The 19769-nt window shown below is 39.1% G+C and carries 13 protein-coding genes; 4 read left to right on the top strand and 9 right to left on the bottom strand.

Going from position 1 to position 19769, the window contains the following annotated elements:
- Window positions 1–27 precede the first annotated feature (27 nt).
- From AC07VK_RS18380 to AC07VK_RS18415, 8 genes are all read right to left on the bottom strand, one after another.
- On the bottom strand, window positions 28–1038 hold the full coding sequence (locus AC07VK_RS18380) for a bestrophin family protein (protein WP_492962321.1): 1011 nt from the start codon (window positions 1036–1038) through the stop codon (window positions 28–30).
- A 377-nt stretch (window positions 1039–1415) separates the two neighbouring features.
- Window positions 1416–2666 carry a sulfate adenylyltransferase subunit 1 gene (locus AC07VK_RS18385; RefSeq protein WP_492956088.1) on the bottom strand — a complete coding sequence of 417 codons (1251 nt, stop codon included), beginning with the start codon at window positions 2664–2666 and terminating at the stop codon, window positions 1416–1418.
- Between the two features lie 98 nt (window positions 2667–2764).
- The gene (gene cysD, locus AC07VK_RS18390; RefSeq protein ID WP_057932867.1) at window positions 2765–3670 is read right to left on the bottom strand and encodes a sulfate adenylyltransferase subunit CysD; all 906 of its coding nucleotides are present in this window, start codon (window positions 3668–3670) and stop codon (window positions 2765–2767) included.
- 184 nt (window positions 3671–3854) lie between these two features.
- Window positions 3855–4553 (bottom strand): phosphoadenylyl-sulfate reductase, encoded by a 699-nt coding sequence (locus tag AC07VK_RS18395; RefSeq protein WP_492962323.1) that lies wholly within the window; start codon window positions 4551–4553, stop codon window positions 3855–3857.
- A 2-nt stretch (window positions 4554–4555) separates the two neighbouring features.
- Window positions 4556–6067 (bottom strand): TSUP family transporter, encoded by a 1512-nt coding sequence (locus tag AC07VK_RS18400; RefSeq protein ID WP_492956091.1) that lies wholly within the window; start codon window positions 6065–6067, stop codon window positions 4556–4558.
- Window positions 6051–6827, bottom strand: coding sequence for a uroporphyrinogen-III C-methyltransferase (gene cobA / locus AC07VK_RS18405; protein ID WP_492962325.1), 777 nt, complete (start codon window positions 6825–6827; stop codon window positions 6051–6053). The genes AC07VK_RS18400 and cobA overlap by 17 nt, the downstream gene beginning before the upstream one ends.
- A 1-nt stretch (window position 6828) precedes the next feature.
- Window positions 6829–8919, bottom strand: a complete 2091-nt coding sequence (locus AC07VK_RS18410; RefSeq protein ID WP_492962327.1) for a ferredoxin-like domain-containing protein — start codon at window positions 8917–8919, stop codon at window positions 6829–6831.
- A 651-nt stretch (window positions 8920–9570) separates the two neighbouring features.
- The gene (locus AC07VK_RS18415; RefSeq protein ID WP_029275042.1) at window positions 9571–10017 is read right to left on the bottom strand and encodes an RrF2 family transcriptional regulator; all 447 of its coding nucleotides are present in this window, start codon (window positions 10015–10017) and stop codon (window positions 9571–9573) included.
- Between the two features lie 214 nt (window positions 10018–10231).
- Here AC07VK_RS18415 and AC07VK_RS18420 point away from each other — a divergent pair, with 214 nt between their 5' ends.
- Window positions 10232–11452, top strand: a complete 1221-nt coding sequence (locus tag AC07VK_RS18420) for a metallophosphoesterase (protein WP_492962329.1) — start codon at window positions 10232–10234, stop codon at window positions 11450–11452.
- Between the two features lie 135 nt (window positions 11453–11587).
- Here AC07VK_RS18420 and AC07VK_RS18425 read toward each other — a convergent pair whose 3' ends face one another.
- Entirely contained in the window at window positions 11588–14023 is a 2436-nt protein-coding gene (locus AC07VK_RS18425; RefSeq protein ID WP_492962331.1) for a TonB-dependent receptor, read from the bottom strand.
- A 343-nt stretch (window positions 14024–14366) separates the two neighbouring features.
- Here AC07VK_RS18425 and AC07VK_RS18430 point away from each other — a divergent pair, with 343 nt between their 5' ends.
- The 3 genes from AC07VK_RS18430 to AC07VK_RS18440 are packed head-to-tail and all read left to right on the top strand — an operon-like array spanning window position 14367 to window position 19650.
- On the top strand, window positions 14367–15908 hold the full coding sequence (locus tag AC07VK_RS18430; protein ID WP_492956095.1) for a pyridoxal phosphate-dependent decarboxylase family protein: 1542 nt from the start codon (window positions 14367–14369) through the stop codon (window positions 15906–15908).
- Window positions 15853–18312 (top strand): GNAT family N-acetyltransferase, encoded by a 2460-nt coding sequence (locus tag AC07VK_RS18435; protein WP_492962333.1) that lies wholly within the window; start codon window positions 15853–15855, stop codon window positions 18310–18312. Before AC07VK_RS18430 ends, AC07VK_RS18435 begins: the two co-directional genes overlap by 56 nt.
- On the top strand, window positions 18313–19650 hold the full coding sequence (locus AC07VK_RS18440) for a lysine N(6)-hydroxylase/L-ornithine N(5)-oxygenase family protein (RefSeq protein WP_492962335.1): 1338 nt from the start codon (window positions 18313–18315) through the stop codon (window positions 19648–19650). It begins immediately after the preceding gene.
- Window positions 19651–19769 lie beyond the last annotated feature (119 nt).

Genomic DNA, 19769 nt, shown 5'->3' on the forward strand with positions numbered 1-19769 from the left:
ATTTTCCATCATTTCCATAATGGAAATTTACATCAGTATACTATTTTCTGGTGTTAGCACAGGAGGCAGGTCAGTTTCATCAAGCATATCCCTCATGTCGATTTCTATTGTCCGCGAGATATTGGTAATGGGTACATCATTGGCGCTTCCCTCAAAAGGATTTGTAGAACTTTCGCCAACAATATCCAAAGAGTTAAAAACCCAGGTGAGTAAAATCGCAAACGGAACGTTTAACCAAATGGAATAACCCTCAATCAAAGTACCATTGCCTAATTTGTTAAATTCATTTAAAAGACCATAGGGCACCAAAAACACAAACAGGTTTAACATAATGGTGGCTATCGATGAAAAATGGCGCGGATATGGAAAGTTTTTAATTCTTTCGGCTTTACCCTGGTTATCGTAAAAACTGGTAACTGAGTTTTGCAAGGATTGTAATTGTAAATCGGATAAGTTTCCGGCAGATGCCAATTTATTAATGTGGCTCGATTGCAAAGCCATTAATTGGGTGGCCTTATTCTTCTTGCTTAAAATGTACTTCAATTCATCTGCTGAAAGATATTTTGATAGTGTATCCTCTAACTTATCAGTTTTTTCGGAAACATGGTACAATCTGGCGTACTCAATATTGCGGGGGTCGTTCGCGTTTTCCCATGCCCTTGGCTCTCTTAACTGAAACCGAAGGGCGGTTAACCAGGCAAAATGACGGTAAAAAATGATCTGAACATCTGTTGTTTTATCCTGAGCTGCTAGATAATCGCGTACCATTACCCCAAAGGCACGGCTCGCATTTATAATTCCGCCATAAATCTGCCTGGCTTCCCAAAGCCGCGAATAACTGGCATTGTTTTTAAAACTAATAATAAAGGAAACAGCGGTACCTAAAAGTGCTACCGGAACCCATGAAATGGAGAGAAAGGTGAACTTACAAAAATGATAAAGTACAGTAGGGATAATGGCAAGAACGGTTAAACGGTAAATATCCCGTCGGGTCCATACAATAAATTCAAAAAAGGTATATTTCTTTCCAGCGTGCATAGTTTTTGGTTTATTCGGAAAATTATCTGAGGGACTTAAACTAAGATATAAAAAATTTAAAGCGTCTATATTTAAAATGTTTAAAAAATCGTCAAACGAAAAACGGGGCTAACCTATTTGGCGCCCCGCTGAAATTGCTTTCACTTTAGATTAAAAACTAAAGTCTTCATTATTATATTTGGTTGTGGTTCTCTACTGTAAGATTTTCAGGATTGTATGATTTCCGGATCAATAAGCTGAAATAAAGATCTCATCGTTTCACAATTTTCATCATCCATTTTCCACCATTAAGGAATTAAGAAGATTAAGATTTTATCTATATTCCTTGAAGCTTTCACTATTGGTCATTGATCAATTTCCATTATCCATTTTACAATTTATTCTACTGCTGCCCTGAACATTAAGGCGCCAACGGTTAAATTTGTACGTGTATCGACCAAAATTGCTGAACCGTTTGCCCGGTTATCATCATATAAATCAAATGCCAAAGCATCAGCTGTTTTAATAATCACACGGCCAATATCGTTCAATTTAAATTCGTCAGCAGCATGTTTTTCAAGTGTATTGATATCAACCTTATGCAGAATCTCGCTGATTTTACAACGGGTGATTTTACTGTTGTGCTGAATATTGTACATGATAGAAGTATCTAATGCACGGCCATCCATCCAGCAAAGATCCGCTTCAATCAGCTTCGATTCCTGTGGTAATGCCGAAGCATTTACAATGGTATCGCCACGGCTAATATCTACATCATCTTTCAAGTGAATAATCACCGACTGGCCAGCGTGAGCTGCATCTGGTGTCTGATCAAAAAATTCAATTTTTTCAACTGTAGAACTCGCACCACTAGGCAATACGGTAACTTTATCATTTAAGTTAAAGGTACCACTTAATACCCTACCTGCATAACCGCGGTAATCGTGCAATGCTTCTGTTTGTGGACGTATTACCCACTGCACCGGCATACGGGCCAATTGCGATTTATCTAAATTGTCGGTATCTACCTTCTCTAAGAAATGTAACAAACTCTCTCCTTCATACCAATCCATGTTACCTGAATTTTGCACGATGTTATCGCCTTTTAAGGCACTAACCGGAATATAGGTTACATCGGCAAGCTTTAATTGCTGAGCCAAAACTTTGTATTTTTCTATAATTGCGCTATAAACGGTTTCGCTATAGTCAACCATATCCATTTTGTTGATACAAACCACTACATGTTTAATGCCCAATAAGGAAACTATATAGGAGTGACGGATGGTCTGTTCTACCACGCCGTTACGGGCGTCGATTAAGATAATGGCGAGGTTGGCTGTAGAAGCACCTGTAACCATATTTCTTGTATATTGAATGTGGCCAGGTGTGTCGGCAATAATAAATTTACGTTTTTCGGTCTGAAAGTATTTATAAGCTACATCAATGGTAATACCTTGCTCGCGCTCTGCCCTTAAACCATCGGTTAAAATGGCTAAATCTATTGTTCCGTCATCATTTTTGCGGTTAGAGCTCTGTAAAGCTTCTAATTGATCAGCTAAAATAGAATCTGTATCGTATAACAAACGGCCGATTAAGGTGCTTTTACCATCATCTACACTGCCTGCTGTGAAAAATTTTAATATGTTCATTTTATTGTAGTATTAAGACATTAGTATTAAGTAATTGGTATCAAGTATCAAGACGGTTATTAATCTTGCTACTCGATACTTTTAATCTTAATACTCCTTTAAAAATATCCCCCCTTTTTTCTGTCTTCCATTGCGGCTTCAGAAACTTTATCATCCATACGGGCACCACGCTCTGAAATTTTCGAAGCGCTGATTTCAGAAATAATATCATCAATCAAAGTCGCATCCGATTCTACCGCAGCAGTACATGACATATCGCCCACAGTACGGAAACGCACCTGTTTGCGTTCTACCACATCTTCATCATCCATATTTAAAAAAGGTGATGCAGCCATCAGCTGACCATTTCTGGTGATACAATCACGTTCGTGCGAGAAATAAATACTTGGAAGATCTATTTTCTCTCTGCGGATATAATTCCAAACATCTAATTCTGTCCAGTTACTGATCGGGAATACACGGATATTTTCTCCTTTATGGATTTTACCGTTGTAAATGTTCCAAAGTTCAGGACGTTGGCGTTTTGGATCCCATTGGCCAAATTCATCACGAACAGAGAAAATACGTTCTTTAGCCCTTGCTTTTTCTTCATCTCTACGCGCTCCGCCGATGCAGGCATCAAACTGGTATTTTGCAATGGTATCGAGTAAGGTTACGGTTTGCAAAGCATTTCTACTGGCATTTTTGCCTGTTTGCTCTACAACTTTACCTTGATCTATTGATTCTTGTACTGATCCAATGATTAATTTCTCGCCAATCCGCTCTACCATCTGGTCGCGGTAAGTGATGGTTTCTTCAAAATTATGGCCTGTATCAATATGTACCAAAGGAAAAGGAAATTTCCCCGGACGGAAAGCTTTTTCTGCCAAACGAACTAAAGTAATTGAATCTTTTCCACCCGAAAATAACAAGGCTGGTTTTTCAAACTGACCTGCTACTTCACGTAAAATGTGAATGGCTTCGGCCTCTAGTTCATCTAAATAATCAAAATTATATGTACTCATTTCAATTGTTGGAATGTTTAAATGTTGAATGATTGAATGTTAAATTGCTCAATTATTCAACTTGTTATATTTGTTGTTGTCGTTGTTGTTAAAAATGTTTGGAAGGTTTGAGTGTTGGGATATTCCAACGTTTCATCCAATAAGGAATATAAACCTTCTACCTTTTAGCCTTCAGCCTTATACCTTAAGTAGCATGCAAGCCGCATTCTTTTTTACTCTGGTCTTCCCACCACCATCTACCGGCCCTAAAATCTTCGCCTGGCTGTACTGCTCTTGTACATGGGGCGCAACCAATACTCGGAAAACCTTTATCATGCAAGGTATTGTAAACAATATTATTTTCTTTAATGTAGGTTTTCACATCATCTAAAGTCCAATCGAAAATAGGGTGGAATTTAACCAATTGATTGCCTTCGTCCCATTCTAAATCGTGCATATCTTCACGGTTGGCACTTTGATCGGCTCTGATTCCTGTTATCCAGATTTCATTACCTTTTAATGCTCTTTTTAAAGGTTCGATTTTACGGATATAACAGCACTCTTTCCTATTCTCTACCGACTCGTAGAAGCTGCTCGGGCCTTTTGTATTCACCATATCCTGCAACAGCTCATTTTGCGGATAATAGGCATGAATGGGTTTATTATAAATTTCTAAGGTGCGGTTCCAAACGTAATAGGTTTCTGGAAACAGACGTCCGGTTTCTAAAGTAAAAACCTTGATCGGAATATTATTTGAAAAAATTAAATGTGTAATCGCCTGATCTTCCCAGCCAAAACTGGTCGAAAATATAATATGGCCGGCATATTTATCTGCTAAAAATTTCAGTTTATCAATTGTACTTAAACCTGCCAGTGCTGCTTTTATCTCCTCTAGGTTCTCCATCACTATATTAATTTTAAAATAAACATAATTACACTGCGCAAACTTACAATCATTACAATAATCCCCACGGCAACCATAATGGTTTTCGCAGAAATTTTATTCGATACTTTTGCAGCTATTGGTGATGCAATTGCACTACCGATAATTAAACCTACAACGGCTTCCCAGTGTTTGCCACCTAACATGGTAAAAAATGTAAGGGAACTTAAGGTGGCTATAAAAAAGCGGCTGATTTTTACGGTACCTAAAGAAAATAATGGGTGACGCCCGCCTGCAATTAAGCTCGATAACACGATCGAGCCCCAGCCACCACCAAAGGCTGCATCGATAAAACCACCAACAAAGCCCAATAAACCAATTTTTTTAATTTTTTGATCGGCTTTTTTTCTTTTCACATTGAAAGCTTTCATTAAAATGATTCCGCCTAAAAACAAGGTGTAAACCGCCACAATAGGCTTCACATAAGCACTATAATGTTCTAACGAAGAAAGGATATAGGCACCTAAAACAGCACCGATTATAGCAGGAAGGATTAAAATTTTGAATAATTTCCAGTTTACGTTACCCATACGGTAATGCATCCAACCTGCAATTCCGTTGCTCATTACCTCAGAAATATGAATGGCCATACTTGCCGATGCAGGAGGTAAACCCATCGCTAATGAGAACGATGCAGTAGTAACACCATACGACATGCCAATTGCTCCGTCAATTAATGCGAATAAAAACCCGGCACCTAAAAACCAATAGAATAAAGGATCAATATTGATCAGGAAAGCCTGAAATTCTGGCTCGGTATTCCACAAAGAAAACCCGATAGCACCAATTAGTAAAACTGAGGCGGCCCAGATTAACCATTTAATATTTTGCTCGGCAAAACTTTTTTTAGGGTTAATTAAACTTTGGGTAACCTTATTCAATTTTTTAACCTTTGCCGAAAAATCGCCATTTAAAGTCTGACGCAAAGCACTCATATTCTGTAGCGTTTCATCAAGTTCGGCAGGCAAACCTTCGTTTAAAATCTGCTTTAAACGTTTGGCAATAGTTGGCGATTTGCCGTTTGTAGAAATGGCAATCTTTAAATCACCTTTTTGAACAATTGATCCCAAGTAGAAATCGCAAAGTTCTGGCTTATCAGCCACGTTGATCAACAGGCCACGCTCATGCGTCACCTTTCTGATCTCTTCATTTAAAATATTGTTATTGGTTGCCGCGAAAACAATATCAATGTCATTCAGATCATCTACATCAAAACTTTTCTGTTTAACTTTTATCAGCGGATAATTTGCGATAAGCGCATAAACTTCTGGCGATACTAGCTCTGCAACAATCGTAATGGTAGCACTATGGCTATTATTCACGATCGCCGTTAATTTCTCGAGCCCAATATTTCCTGCACCAATTAATAATGTACGCAGCTTGTTCAGCTTTACAAAAACTGGAAAGAGCTGGTTACCTTTTTCTTCTTCAGAAAAAGATGCTGCATTATCAGGTTGGTTAGGCAATACTTGCATATTGTTTAATTAATTTCTTAAATGATGGATGTAATGATACAACTTCTCCAAAAATTAATAAAGCAGGTGCTTTAATATTTTCTTGCTGTACTAAACTTTCTATAGTTTCAACCACGCCAACAACTAATCTTTCATCTTCTGCAGATCCGTTCTGAACCACTGCGGTTGGTAAATGGTGTTTACCTGCAGCTTTAAAAATCTCTACAATTTTAGGTAATTTTTTAAGCCCCATAAGTACGACAACAGTTGCATTAGAATTTGCAGCCTGGTAAATATCAGCCGAAACTTCTCCCGAAGTGGTTGTTCCGGTAATTACCCAAAAGCTTTCGCTCATACCACGGTGTGTAACCGGAATCTGCTGCAAGCCTGGTACACCAATAGAACTCGAAATACCAGGGATAACACTCACCGGAATGCTGTATGAAGCTGCATAATCCAATTCTTCGTAACCTCTGCCAAAAACAAATGGATCACCACCTTTCAAACGCACTACATGACCATAATTTAAAGCGTAATCAATCATTAATTTATTAATGGTATCCTGAGGATAAGAATGCTCACCTGAACGTTTTCCTACATAAACTTTAATGGCTTCTGCCGGAGCATGCTCCAATAAAGCTTCGTTAGTTAAGGCATCGTACAAAACCACATCTGCAGTTTGCAACGCTTTAACCCCTTTCAATGTCAATAAATCAGGATCTCCAGGACCTGCACCTAAAAGGGTTATCCTTGATTCCACGTTTAATCTCTGCTCTCCCATGTTATGCGTTTACTAAGCTCCTTTTCGCTTTAATCTGATTTAAAAATTGTTTTGCTTCTTCGAAATATTTCTGAGCAAACTCAGCTGTTGGTTCATTTTTATTGATCTGTAACACCAGGTCAGAGAAATTGGTCGATAAATTAAATTCTCCAGTTTCTACATAATGGTTATCAAATTCGCGGATTACACCTACCTGTGTGCTGCTGTTTACGCCTTTATCTAACAGTAAAGATTTTGCAGCGCTTACGAAAGTGCTGTAAGTGTGATAAATGGCATCGGCATAAGCACCTTTATCCAGGTTTTGCTTTGCCCAATCAAATTTTTCATCAGCTTCTAACAATAAAGTAGCAACTAAATCGATCACTACGCCGGCACACTCACCTACACCAATTGCTGTCACAAACTCTTCTACATGTCCCCAATCTACAAATTCTTCTGTTTTAAGGTTAGTTAAATCAGCCAGCGGTTTTAACAACTGATAGAAATGATCTTTACCTTTTCTATCATAATATTGATGGAAGTTCTCATCCTCCAGGTTATTGGCTTTAAAATCATTCAAGATGAAATGTAAAACACTTGTTGCACGTTTAGAAGGTACTTTAATTACACGTTCTGCTACTCTACCCACACCATTACCTACAGTACCACCGCCCAACATCACTTGAACTGCCGGAACAACTTTTCCTTCAGCTTTTACCGAACTTCCATGGAAACCAATCTCAGCCAAACCATGCTGACCGCAAGAGTTCATACATCCACTGATTTTGATCTTGATGTTTTTCTCATAGATAAACTCAGGGAAATCGGTATAAATTACCTCTTCCAAAACTTCGGCCAAGGTCATTGAGTTCGAAATACCCAGATTACAGGTATCGGTACCAGGACAAGTGGTAATATCAGCCAAACTATCAAAACCTGCTGTAGTAAAACCAATTTTATTTAAAGCCGCATATAAGGAAGGTAATGCTTCTTTGCGGACAAACTTTAACAACAAGCCCTGGTTTTGGGTAATCCTGATTTCATCAGCCACATACAACCTGATGGCATCAACAAAAGCCCTTGCTTTATCAGTTTTGATATCCCCTACCTGAACTTTTACATAAACGCCATAAAATCCGGCTTGTTTTTGCTCAATTACGTTAGTGGCTAACCAATGTTTGTAATGGGCTTCGTTTAATATTTCTACCGCAGGGTATTCTTGCGCTAATGGCAAAGTTGGCTGGGGTACAGTATTAATATCTATTTTAAACGTTTTTACTTTGTTGGCAATACGCTCTTCGGCAACCAAACGTAAAACTTCTTCTAAACCTAATTTTTGAACCAGGTATTTTAAACGTGCTTTATTACGGTTGGTACGTTCGCCATAACGGTCGAACACACGAAGAACAGATTCTGTAAAAGGAATCAATTGATCTTCAGGCAAAAATTCGTGTACTGCATTGGCCAAAAATGGTTGTGCTCCTAAACCACCTGCAAACAAAACTTTAAATCCACGTTCGCCATTTTCGTTAATTTTAGGAATAAAGCCTAAATCGTGAATGTAGCTAAACGCAGTATCTCTATCGCTCGAAGAAAATGAAATTTTAATCTTTCTTCCCATTTCCTGACAGATCGGGTTACGCAAAAAGTAAGCAAATACCGCCTGCGCATAAGGCGAAACATCAAAAGGTTCTTCAGCATCGATTCCAGCATTTGGAGAAGCCGTTACGTTACGTACCGTATTTCCACAAGCCTCGCGGAGCGTAATATCATCCTGTTCTAATTTAGCCCAAAGTTCTGGAGTACGGTCTAAACTCACATAGTGAATCTGAATATCCTGACGGGTAGTTAAGTGTAAATTTCCACTTCCATACTCATCAGCAATATCTGCAATACGTAACAACTGTTTAAAAGTTACCTTACCAAAAGGCAATTTAATACGCACCATTTGTACGCCAGGTTGTCTTTGACCGTAAACACCGCGTGCTAAACGGAGGCTTCTAAACTTTTCGTCGTGGATGGTTCCATCTCTAAAAGCTTTAATCTTATTCTCTAAATCGATAATGTCCTGCTCGACAATCGGATTTTCGAGTTCTGTTCTGAAACTTTGCATATGTGTTGTTAGCTTTATTCAAAAAATGCTTCCCTATTACCGAGAAGCATTCCATATTTTATACTTAAAATTATCTGTAGGCTCCTATTACTGCGTTTTACAACAACACATTATTTGCATAGCGATTAATTTGTTAGGTATAAAATTGAAATTCATATGCCAAATATATAAAGTATATAGGAATAGTCGTAATTTATTATGAAAAAATTTACATAAATAAAACGTCATTTCGACTGGAGCGTAGCGAAATGGAGAAATCTATAACTTAAATTCTTTAATTATTAGCTTAAAACTGCTAACTGCCAACTGATTTGGGCCGATACTTAATCGGTACTGAACCCTTACAATCCCTAACGCGGAAACAAGACCTCGCAGGTTTCGAAAACCTGCGAGGTCTGGACTCCCGATCGTGCTACTATCGCTGTTAAATAAACCCGATTGCAGTGGTAGCTGCCGGCTTCACGCTGGCACTACAACGGAAAGCGGGACTGAAAACCCCTATGAAAAACCGAACTTTCATTTCCAAAAAAAATCCCAAACTCAATGAATGAATTTGGGATTAATATTTTAAAACTTGCGAGGTTTAAGACATGTCCTAATAGATGCCGAAACAAGGTCAGCATGACGGATTGGGCTTCGTGAAAATGAATATTATAAATTAACGATACCGATTTTCAGATTATCCTCTCTACCGATTACGTCAGCAATACTGGTTTCGGTTAAAACCTTAAGGGTAGCATCTCTAACATCGATAAAGGCACTTCTGATTCCGCATGTTTTCTCATCTACACATTCGTCACATTTGTGATAAAAGTTTAAACTTGCACAGGGAACCATGGCAATAGGCCCATCCGTTACACGCATTACATGTACCAATAAAATCTCCTCAGGTTTTTTGTTTAGGCTATAACCACCGCCTGCACCTTTTTTACTGTATAAAAAGCCAGCGTTGCGCAGATCGAGCAGAATTTGCTCCAGGAATTTTTTCGGGATATGCTCCTCCTCTGCAATTTTCGAAATCTGCATTGGTGGTTTATCTAAATTTTTACCAAGCGCAACAAGCGCTTTAATGGCATACTTTGTTTTTTTGGACAGCATATTCGCACAAAGCTAATAAAAGAAAGTAAATTATAAAATACGCAACAGGAAGTTGATTTTAATTCAACATACTATGATATTTATAAATATAAGGCATAATAACGATAATGCTTTAATCAAACCAGCGTAAAAATAACCAGTAACCGTAACAGTAGCTAATTACCAGCGTTTAAATTCTGTTTTTACCCCATATTCTGATTTACAGATTTTAACAATGAAAAGAAAACTCAATCTATTGCCGCTCATCATAGTTGCAATCATATTTTTTGCCCTTAATGCTTATGTTTTGTCTGGCCTGGGTACCATTAATCAGTCTACCTGGCTTAGTCCTATTTTCTGGGTTTTTATTGTGGGGCTAACTTTTGCTTTGCTATATGCCATACAGCAAATGCGGATTCAGGGCATGAACAGGTTTTTCCAGATCATCAGTCATGCTTTTCTGATTATCTTTGTCGCAGAACTCGTGTTCGCTTTTTTCCTCCTGCTCGGTGATGTTTACCGCTTGCTGTTAGGTTTGTCGACCAATTTCCAACCCGAAGGTTTTCACATTTTGGGCCGTAGTAATTACTGGGTCGATTTTGCATTTGTAATGTTCTGTTTAACCATCGCCTTATTCGCTTATGGCATTACGCAAGGGAAATATGCTTACCGCGTAATTAAACACACTTTATATTTTGATGATCTGCCTGCCAGTTTTGATGGTTTTACCCTAACACAGATCTCGGATGTACATGCCGGAAGTTTTACGAACCCTAAAGCGGTACAAAAAGGCATTGATATGATTAATGCCCAAAAGAACGATCTGTTTGTTTTTACCGGAGATTTGGTGAATAATGCTTCTTCTGAGATTGTGCCCTATATTGGACATTTTTCGCAGATTAAAGCCCCTTTCGGACAATTTTCTGTTCTGGGTAACCATGATTATGGCGATTATATTAAATGGCCTACGGAAGCAGATAAAATACAGAATCTGAATCAGTTAAAAGCTTACCATCAAGAACTTGGTTTTAAACTTTTATTGGATGAACATGTAGAATTGCATAAAAACGGCGATAAAATTATACTCGCCGGAATAGAAAATTGGGGGATTGGTTTTGGAGAACGTGGAGACTTAAACAAAGCGCTTCAGAATACTTCAGTTAACGATTTTAAAATCCTGTTATCGCACGATCCTTCGCATTGGGATGCGCAGGTAAAAAATTATCCTTCAAAAATCCAACTTTCATTGGCTGGTCATACACACGGTATGCAGTTTGGCATCGAAGCATTTGGGATTAAGTGGAGTCCGGTAAAATACCGTTATAAACATTGGGCGGGCATTAAAACCGAAAACGGAAGATACCTGAACGTAAACAGAGGCTTTGGCTTTCTGGGCTTTTCGGGCCGGATTGGGATCTGGCCGGAAATTACGGTGATAGAATTGAAGAAGAAGTAAGGAAATCGCCATTACTAATAATTTCCTTAAAAAGGTCGTCATTTCGAGCGAAGTGCAACGAAGCCGAGAAATCTATTAAGATAGATCTCTCCATTCCGCTACGCTCCAGTCGAGATGACGACCGATAAATTTAGCTTAGTAATTAAGCGTATAAGTTAAATTATACGTACGGCCGCGGCCTGCATAATAAAAGGTTTCTGGTTTTGCCAAAGCTTGATACAACAATACCGAACGTTGGCTCCAAATGGTTTGGTAATTTTTGTTCAACAGGTTTTGTACACCAAATGATAAACTTCCGGTAAATAATTTCACCGAACCCAATAAATCAACAGTGGTGAAGCCTTTTAATTCATTTTGCACCACCACATTTCCGACTGCAGCATAACCTTTCGAATCAAATGAGTGGAAAGCCTGTGCCTTTATTCCAAAAACTTTTCCGTTATACCCCAGATAACCCGCAATTTTTGATGGACTTGCAACAGTTACATCCTGTAATGACCAGGTACCATCAGCATTTTGTTTCTGTGTTTTAATGTACAAACCATTTACACCAGCTTCGAAACCATTTTTCAGATTTAATGATAGTGAACCTTCAACTCCTAAATTCCTTACATTTTCATCGAAAACTTCGATATTAAATGTGCTATTGGTTTTTACATTTTTATCAGATAAGGCATAAAAACCAGCTACCTGCGCATTAAAAACACCCGTGCGGTAACGGTAACCTGCTTCGTACTGTTCTGTCTTGATACCGGTTAAAGGAGAACTTCCAACATTGATCGAACTACCTAAATTATAGTTGGTACCTACCAAGGTGTAACTGCCCTGTCCGTAATATTTTGCCGGATCTGCCAAGTTAAAGCCTTGCGAGAAATTAAGCCATGCTTGTTGAGCTGCATTAATTTTAAATACCAAACCACCGTTTAGCAAGTTTACATCGTAATGGTTTTCACCACCAGCAATAGCCGTAGCTGTTCTGCCTACACCATAAGCTAAAGGTACAGAAGCAGTGGTGCCTACAAAATCGCCAACTTTAACAAACATACGTTGCTGACGCACACCTCCCGACAGGCTTAAAAAATCGGTTACTTTAACCTGTGCCTGTAAAAAGCCTGATAAACCATTTACCCTGAAATTAGGATAGCGGGCAATAGTGGCTATTGTGCTATTGTTTAAACCACCAGATGCAAAGGCTTTTGTCCTATCGAACAGGGCTTGCTGTGCGTTAAAGTTTTCGTTATCTGCATCAATACCATAAGTAAGGTTCAATCTGTTCCAGTCTTTGTTTAATACCAGTTTTAAAGCACTGTAATTTGTATTTTGGATGGATGAACCACTGTAAAGTCTTTGTGGTATTGCCGCTTGCCCTGGGAATGGGTGAAAGCTAAATTGTTCGTTTCTTGCTGCCGCCTGTACATAAAGTGTTTGCCCGCCCAAAATATCGCTAGCCTGATAATTGACATTGATATTGGCCCTGCTTGTTTTTGGATCAACATCTGATGAGTATCCATTTCTCATTTCTAAAAGTGCAGGATTTGATAATAATCCACCATAATTTGCGCCTAAGAAAAGGTCTTTATCGCCACGGTAACCCGAATTGTAATATTGAGCATTCACGGATAGTTTTTGATACTCAGTCAATTTAAATTCAGTACTTCCGAAAAAATCGAACGATTGGTTATACTGTAAATCGGTTTGTGTAATATCGGTAAAAATCTGTTTTCCATCTGCACCATAAGCTGCATTGTTTTTTTGGAAAGCCATACCAATGCGTCCGTTCCAATCTTTGCTCCCACCAGAAATAGCCTGTGCTACACGTACATCATGATCACTTTTTTCTTTTAAACCACTACGTACACCAACTTGCGTAGTAAAACTTGGTTGACTGTCCTGTCCTTTTTTAGTAATGATGTTGATAATACCACCTGTTGCACCACCGCCATAAACTGCACTTGCTCCAGATAAAACCTCGATACGCTCGATGTTGAAAGGATCTATCGATTCGAACTGACGGCTTACACCACGTGTACTGTTTAACGATACACCATCAATCATCACCAATGCATCTCTGCCACGCTGGTTCTGTCCGTAATTGGTACGTCCTTCCGGCCCGGCATCCAAACTCGGGATCAATTGTGCTAAGGTTTGTTTAAGTGGTATTCCTGCCCTTGCCTGTTCCTGAATTTTCGCACCGTCTACTACCCAAACGGTACCCGGTATCTCGCTAATTTTGGTCGGTTTACGCGATGAAACCACCACAACTTCTTGCATATTCGACGTTGGACTTAAATAAAGGGTCAGATTAACGGTCTGATCTTTAGCCAAGCTCACTTTTTGCAGTATGGTCGTATAGCCTACATAACTTACCTGCAATTTGTAAGCACCTTCGGTTAATTTCAATTCAAAGCTACCATCGGCAGCTGTTGTAGCCGAAGCATTTTTGCCTTCAACTTTAATATTTGCCCCCGCAAGCGGCGCGGTTTCTCCAATTACCTTCCCGGTAACAGTTTGTGCTCTACCAGTTAAGATAAATCCACAGATCAAGATCGCTATTAAGTATAGATTTTTCATTTTTAATTATTTGGTTTCATTAATGGTATGACTTTTTTTTTGCGCAAAGCAATCATTTATTTAGATTAAATCCAAATAAATATTTTATTTTTTTATTCAACGTTATACTAAAACGGTTAAGTATTAGCAATTAAACAACTTACTAACAATGTGTTAAAAATATTTTAATTATTATTTTTAATCAATCTAAATAAAAATATACCTTAGCAACTAGAATTACTGTTGAAACCGCTCACCTATTTGAACCGCTCAAAACCAAATGTTATTTGAAAAATATAGCGTGTTATGCCCCTGTAATTTTATTGCCTTTTAAACCCTAATCCTTTGAAAAATTGAAAAACTAATGTTCACATCAGACCTCGAAAAACATGAACTTATTGATTTCCTTACGGAAAGTCCGACCAAGGAAATCTTTCACCACGAAAATGAAGCAGAGTACCTGCATGCAGTAGGAAAAGTTACCCAGGCGGTAAAAAAATTCCTCAACAACAATCAACAGCCTTTTAGTGGTGTATCGCCGTCGGAATTAAGACCGCTGTTTGATTCGATTGAATTTGAAAAAACGCACGACAATTACGATGCTTTGCTTAAAGAAGTTGAACAGCTTTACACCAGCCATGCGGTTGCCTTTCACCATCCTGCCTATATTGCACACTTAAACTGCCCTATCGTGATTCCAGCGGTAGCTGCCGAGGTCATGATTTCGGCCATCAATTCTTCAATCGATACCTGGGACCAAAGTGCCGGGGGTACATTAATTGAACAAAAGCTGATCGAATGGACTTGCGACCAGATTGGTTACAGCAAAAAAGCAGACGGTATTTTTACCAGCGGTGGCACCCAGAGCAATTTAATGGGGCTGTTATTGGCCCGCGATTATTATTCCATCACGGCACTAAACCACAACATTAAAGTAGAGGGATTGCCCCGGGAAGCGGCTCGTTTCAGGATTTTTGTTTCCGAAAAAGCGCACTTCAGTATTCAGAAAAATGCTTCCCTTTTAGGTTTGGGCGAAAAATCGGTAATCAAGATCAAAACGGACCGCAGCTTTAGAATGAATACCGTTTTACTGGAAGATGCCATTAAGCGGGAAATTAATCAGGGCAACATTCCTATTGCCATTGTAGGTACAGCGGGAACTACCGATTTCGGAAATGTTGATCCACTGAAAGAACTTGCTTCTATCAGCAAAAAATACAACACCTGGTTCCACATCGATGCCGCTTATGGTTGTGGCCTACTGCTAACGGATAAATACCGCAGTTTGTTGAACGGTATCGAAATGGCCCACTCGGTTACGGTCGATTACCATAAATCTTTCTTCCAGCCGGTAAGCAGCAGCGGTTTCCTCGTACGCGACAAAAACTTTTTCAACCTGATTACGCACCATGCCGATTATTTAAATCCAAAAGATCATGATGAGGATGGCTTACCCAATCAGGTAAACAAATCAATACAAACCACCCGACGCTTTGATGCTTTAAAGCTATGGTTTACACTACGGATGATGGGTAGGAACAAATTGGGTGGTTATTTTGATACCATTATCGAAACCGCAGCCAAAATTGCCGATCTCTTGCACGCAGACAATGATTTTGAGCTGATGAACGAATCAGACATCAGCGCCCTGGTGTTCCGTTATCGTCCAAAAAATGTGCAGCTAGATGTCTGTGCCATGAACCAGTACATCAAAAAAGCCATGTTTAATCAAGGGAAGGCTTTAGTTGCCGGCACCAAGATTAACCATCAATTCTACCTCAAATTTACACTACTAAACCCGCTTACTACCATCAGCGATATTGAAAACATTATTAAAATCATTAAAAAACATGGAAACGAATACGTTAGACTCAATCAGGCTTCAGCAGATTTCAGAAGAAACTAATTTTAATGCACTTTTAAACAGTTATTGCAGAGAATTCAACAACTGGAGCCGTTATCTAGGTATACCTAAATATGATGAGGCTTTAGCCAATTATTTGGTTGACACTACCGATCGCCTGCGTATCCGGTTCGATTTTACGGACATTGGTTTCGAAGTATATGCACCTTTAAAATTTTATGCTGATAGTGGCAGGCATGTGTTTAATTTCCCTATAATCGAACGTAATGTTGCTACAGATGCAATCAGTCCGATTAACATTTACAGGTTTATGGAACTGGCCATCCAGTTCAGTGCTGAAGAATTTCCGAATGTTGATGCCAACCTGGTAAAACAACGTTTAGCCAACAGTGTAGAAAATCTTGAAGCATTTTTATCGTTCTTCAAACAGAATGGCAGGCCTGCAAATTTTGTTAAAATGAATTTTATTGAGGCTGAGCAATCCTTGTTTTTAGGTCACAATGCACATCCTCTTCCTAAAGGGAGATCTGGCTTTAACGGTAAAGAAGAGCTTTTTAAATATTCACCAGAAACACAGGGTCGTTTCCAGCTGGCCTATTTCCTAATTTCTGCCGAAAATATTGTGGAGAAAAATGCGGAAGGTTTTGACATGACCGATCTTTTCAGAATTGAATTGTTAGATAGTAACCATGCTGAAATCATTCATTTAATCGATCAACACCCTGGCCATAAGGTGGTACCCATGCACCCATGGGAGGCCGAATACCTGCTTACCCTCCCTAGCGTAAAAGCGATGCAGGAAGAAAAGCTCTTATTTTATCTCGGGCATTTTGGAGAATTATATACACCAACATCTTCGGTAAGGACAGTTTACCATGCATCGAGCGATTGGATGCTTAAATTTTCGTTACACGTAAAAATAACCAACTCGCAAAGGGTAAACCTAGTTAGAGAGCTTCACCGTGGCTATGATGTAAGTAAACTTCTAAAAACCGAATACGGCAAAGCGGCCAAAGCTGAATTCCCTGAAATTGAATTCATTACCGACCCTGCATTTATCACCGTAAATTATAAAGGCGAAACCATTGATGGTTTCAACATCAGTATCAGGCACAATCCTTTTAAGGGAGAAGGGGCCGAAAAAAATGTAACCTTGTTAGCCGCACTTTGTCAGGATGCTTTGTTAGGCCAAAAACCAAGAATTGTAAACATCATTGAAGAAGCAGCGATCAGCAAAAACAAAACGGTTGCGCACACTGCTGTTAACTGGTTTAAACAATACCTGCACCTTTGTGTTGCACCGATTGTTGGGCTTTACAATAATTTTGGGATGGCTTTTGAGTTCCACCAGCAAAATGTGATGGTAGAACTGGATAATGATTATTATCCCGCAAAACTTTATTTTAGGGATAATCAGGGCTTTTTCTTTAGTGATGCCAAAGCCGAGATATTAGAAAAGGTATTGCCTGGCATTGCTGCAGAAAGTGGTTCGATTGTACCGAACAAATACATTATCCCTAAACTCACCTATTACTTACTCATCAATAACATATTAGGTGTTTTAAATGCCATCGCCAGCAACAATTTGGCCGACGAAAAAACCTTGATCGATCTCGTTTACCTGGAGTTTAAACAGTTCGAAAACAGCGATACAACAGGCCTGGTAGATTACATTATTAACCGCCGCAGTTGGGAGGTAAAAGGTAACCTTCTTACCAATTTATGTAATATCGACGAGGCCAGTGCACCTATCGATAATCCGGCTATTTACCGTGAATTTCCGAATCCTTTATCTAAATATTTCTTCTCCGAAAACCTGATCAAACCGAAAACCAAAGAGGTGCTCTACAGCAGGTTTTTCCCTAAAGAAAATGTAACAATCAATATCCGTCCGTTTAATATCGACCGCGATCTGGAAATGGTTCATGATTGGTTTAACCAGGAACATGCCAAACCCATTTGGAAGATGGATGGACCGATTAGGGGTTTAGAGCTATTCTATAGAACTTTATTACCAAACGATTCATCGCACAGTTTTATCGGCGAAATAAATGGCGAACCCACATTTACCATAGAGCCCTACTGGCCTATGCGCGATGGTGTAGGTGCCTGCTACGAAGCTTTAACGACCGATTATGGTGCGCATTTACTGATTGCACCAACAGATAAAGATAAAAAGTTCAGCTTCGAAACCGGTCAGGCCTTAATGGATTTCATTTTTGAACAGCCCGAAGTAGGTAAATGCATTGGCGAAGCAGCTGTTGAAAGTCGCGCGATGCACATTTTTGTAACCAGACTAGGATTTAAATTAGAAAAAGTGATCCAGATGCCTTACAAAATGGCCAATCTTACCTTCTGTCACCGCCAATGGTATTGGGAAAAATTCCCTGAGGCGAAGGCATATGCCATGGCTAAATCATCAGAATTTGAAACGGAGGAAATTTAAATGCAGAATCAAAAAATATACGACATTGTAGGGATCGGTATAGGTCCATTCAACCTGGGTTTAGCGGCACTATGTGCCCCTATTAGTAGCTTAACAACTTTATTTTTAGATCAGGCGAGCGAATTTAACTGGCACCCCGGCATGATGTTAAGCGATGCCACCCTACAGGTTCCCTTTATGGCCGATCTGGTTACCATGGCCGATCCAACCAGTCCGTACAGCTTTTTAAACTATCTTAAACAAACAGACCGCCTGTATAAATTCTATATCAGGGAAGATTTTTTTGTATTACGAAAGGAATATAATGCTTATTGCAAATGGGCGATTAATCACCTGCAAAACTGCCATTTCGGACAGAAAGTAACCAGTGTAAATTATATTGATGGTGTTTATCAGGTAGAAAAAGTTGATCAGGTAACGCAAGCAAGCGAAACTATTTTCACCAAGAAAATCGTACTCGGAACAGGAACAGCCCCAAAAGTCCCCAGCTTTATTACACCCGTTCATAAAAACGCGATACACTCTTCAGCGTATTTAAAGTTTAAATCTACTTTACTAGAGCAAAAAAAGGTATCGATAATTGGCTCTGGACAGAGTGCAGCCGAAATTTTCTACGATTTATTGCCTGAAACGGAGAATGGTTTAAAATTAAAATGGTTTACCCGACCTGATCGCTTTTTCCCGATGGAGTATTCTAAGTTGACACTTGAGCTTACTTCTCCAGAATATGTAGACCACTTTTATAATCTGAGTGATGCCAAACGCAAACAGCTTTTAGGAAAACAAAATTCACTGTTTAAAGGCATAAACTTCGAACTGATCAACCAGATTTTCGATAAACTTTACGAATTGAGTGTTGATGGAGAAAAAATTAATGCTGAATTGATGCCCAACTGTCAACTGAACAATTTAACGGTAAAAACAGACGGCACATACGAGCTTGATTTTTTTCATATCGAAAGCGAAAAAGATTTTGCCGTTGATACTGATTTTGTGGTATTGGCAACCGGTTACAAATATAATGAGCCTGGTTTCTTATCAGGGATAAACGACCGTGTCGCACGTAATGCCGATGGGCTTTTTCAGGTACACCGCAACTATGCTATTGATGTAAACGGAAACGAAATCTTTGTTCAAAATGCTGAACTGCATACCCACGGTTTCGTAACACCTGATCTGGGCATGGGTGCCTATCGCAATGCATCCATTATCAATGCCATTTTAGGCTTCGAAATCTATAATGTAGAAAAACGGATTGCTTTCCAGCAGTTTAGCATAGCAGATGAAATACAGGAAAATGAATTATCTAACGCAGCGCTGCAATTATCTGAAGATTAAATTGAACATGTTGGTCGGGATTTAAAATCCAGACCAAACCAAAGATTTGTCATCCAGAGCTTGTCGAAGAACTTAGTTAAATACTTTTGAATGTGTTTCGACAGGCCCAACATGACAGT

Source organism: Pedobacter sp. GW821-FHT01D05 (assembly GCF_059422505.1).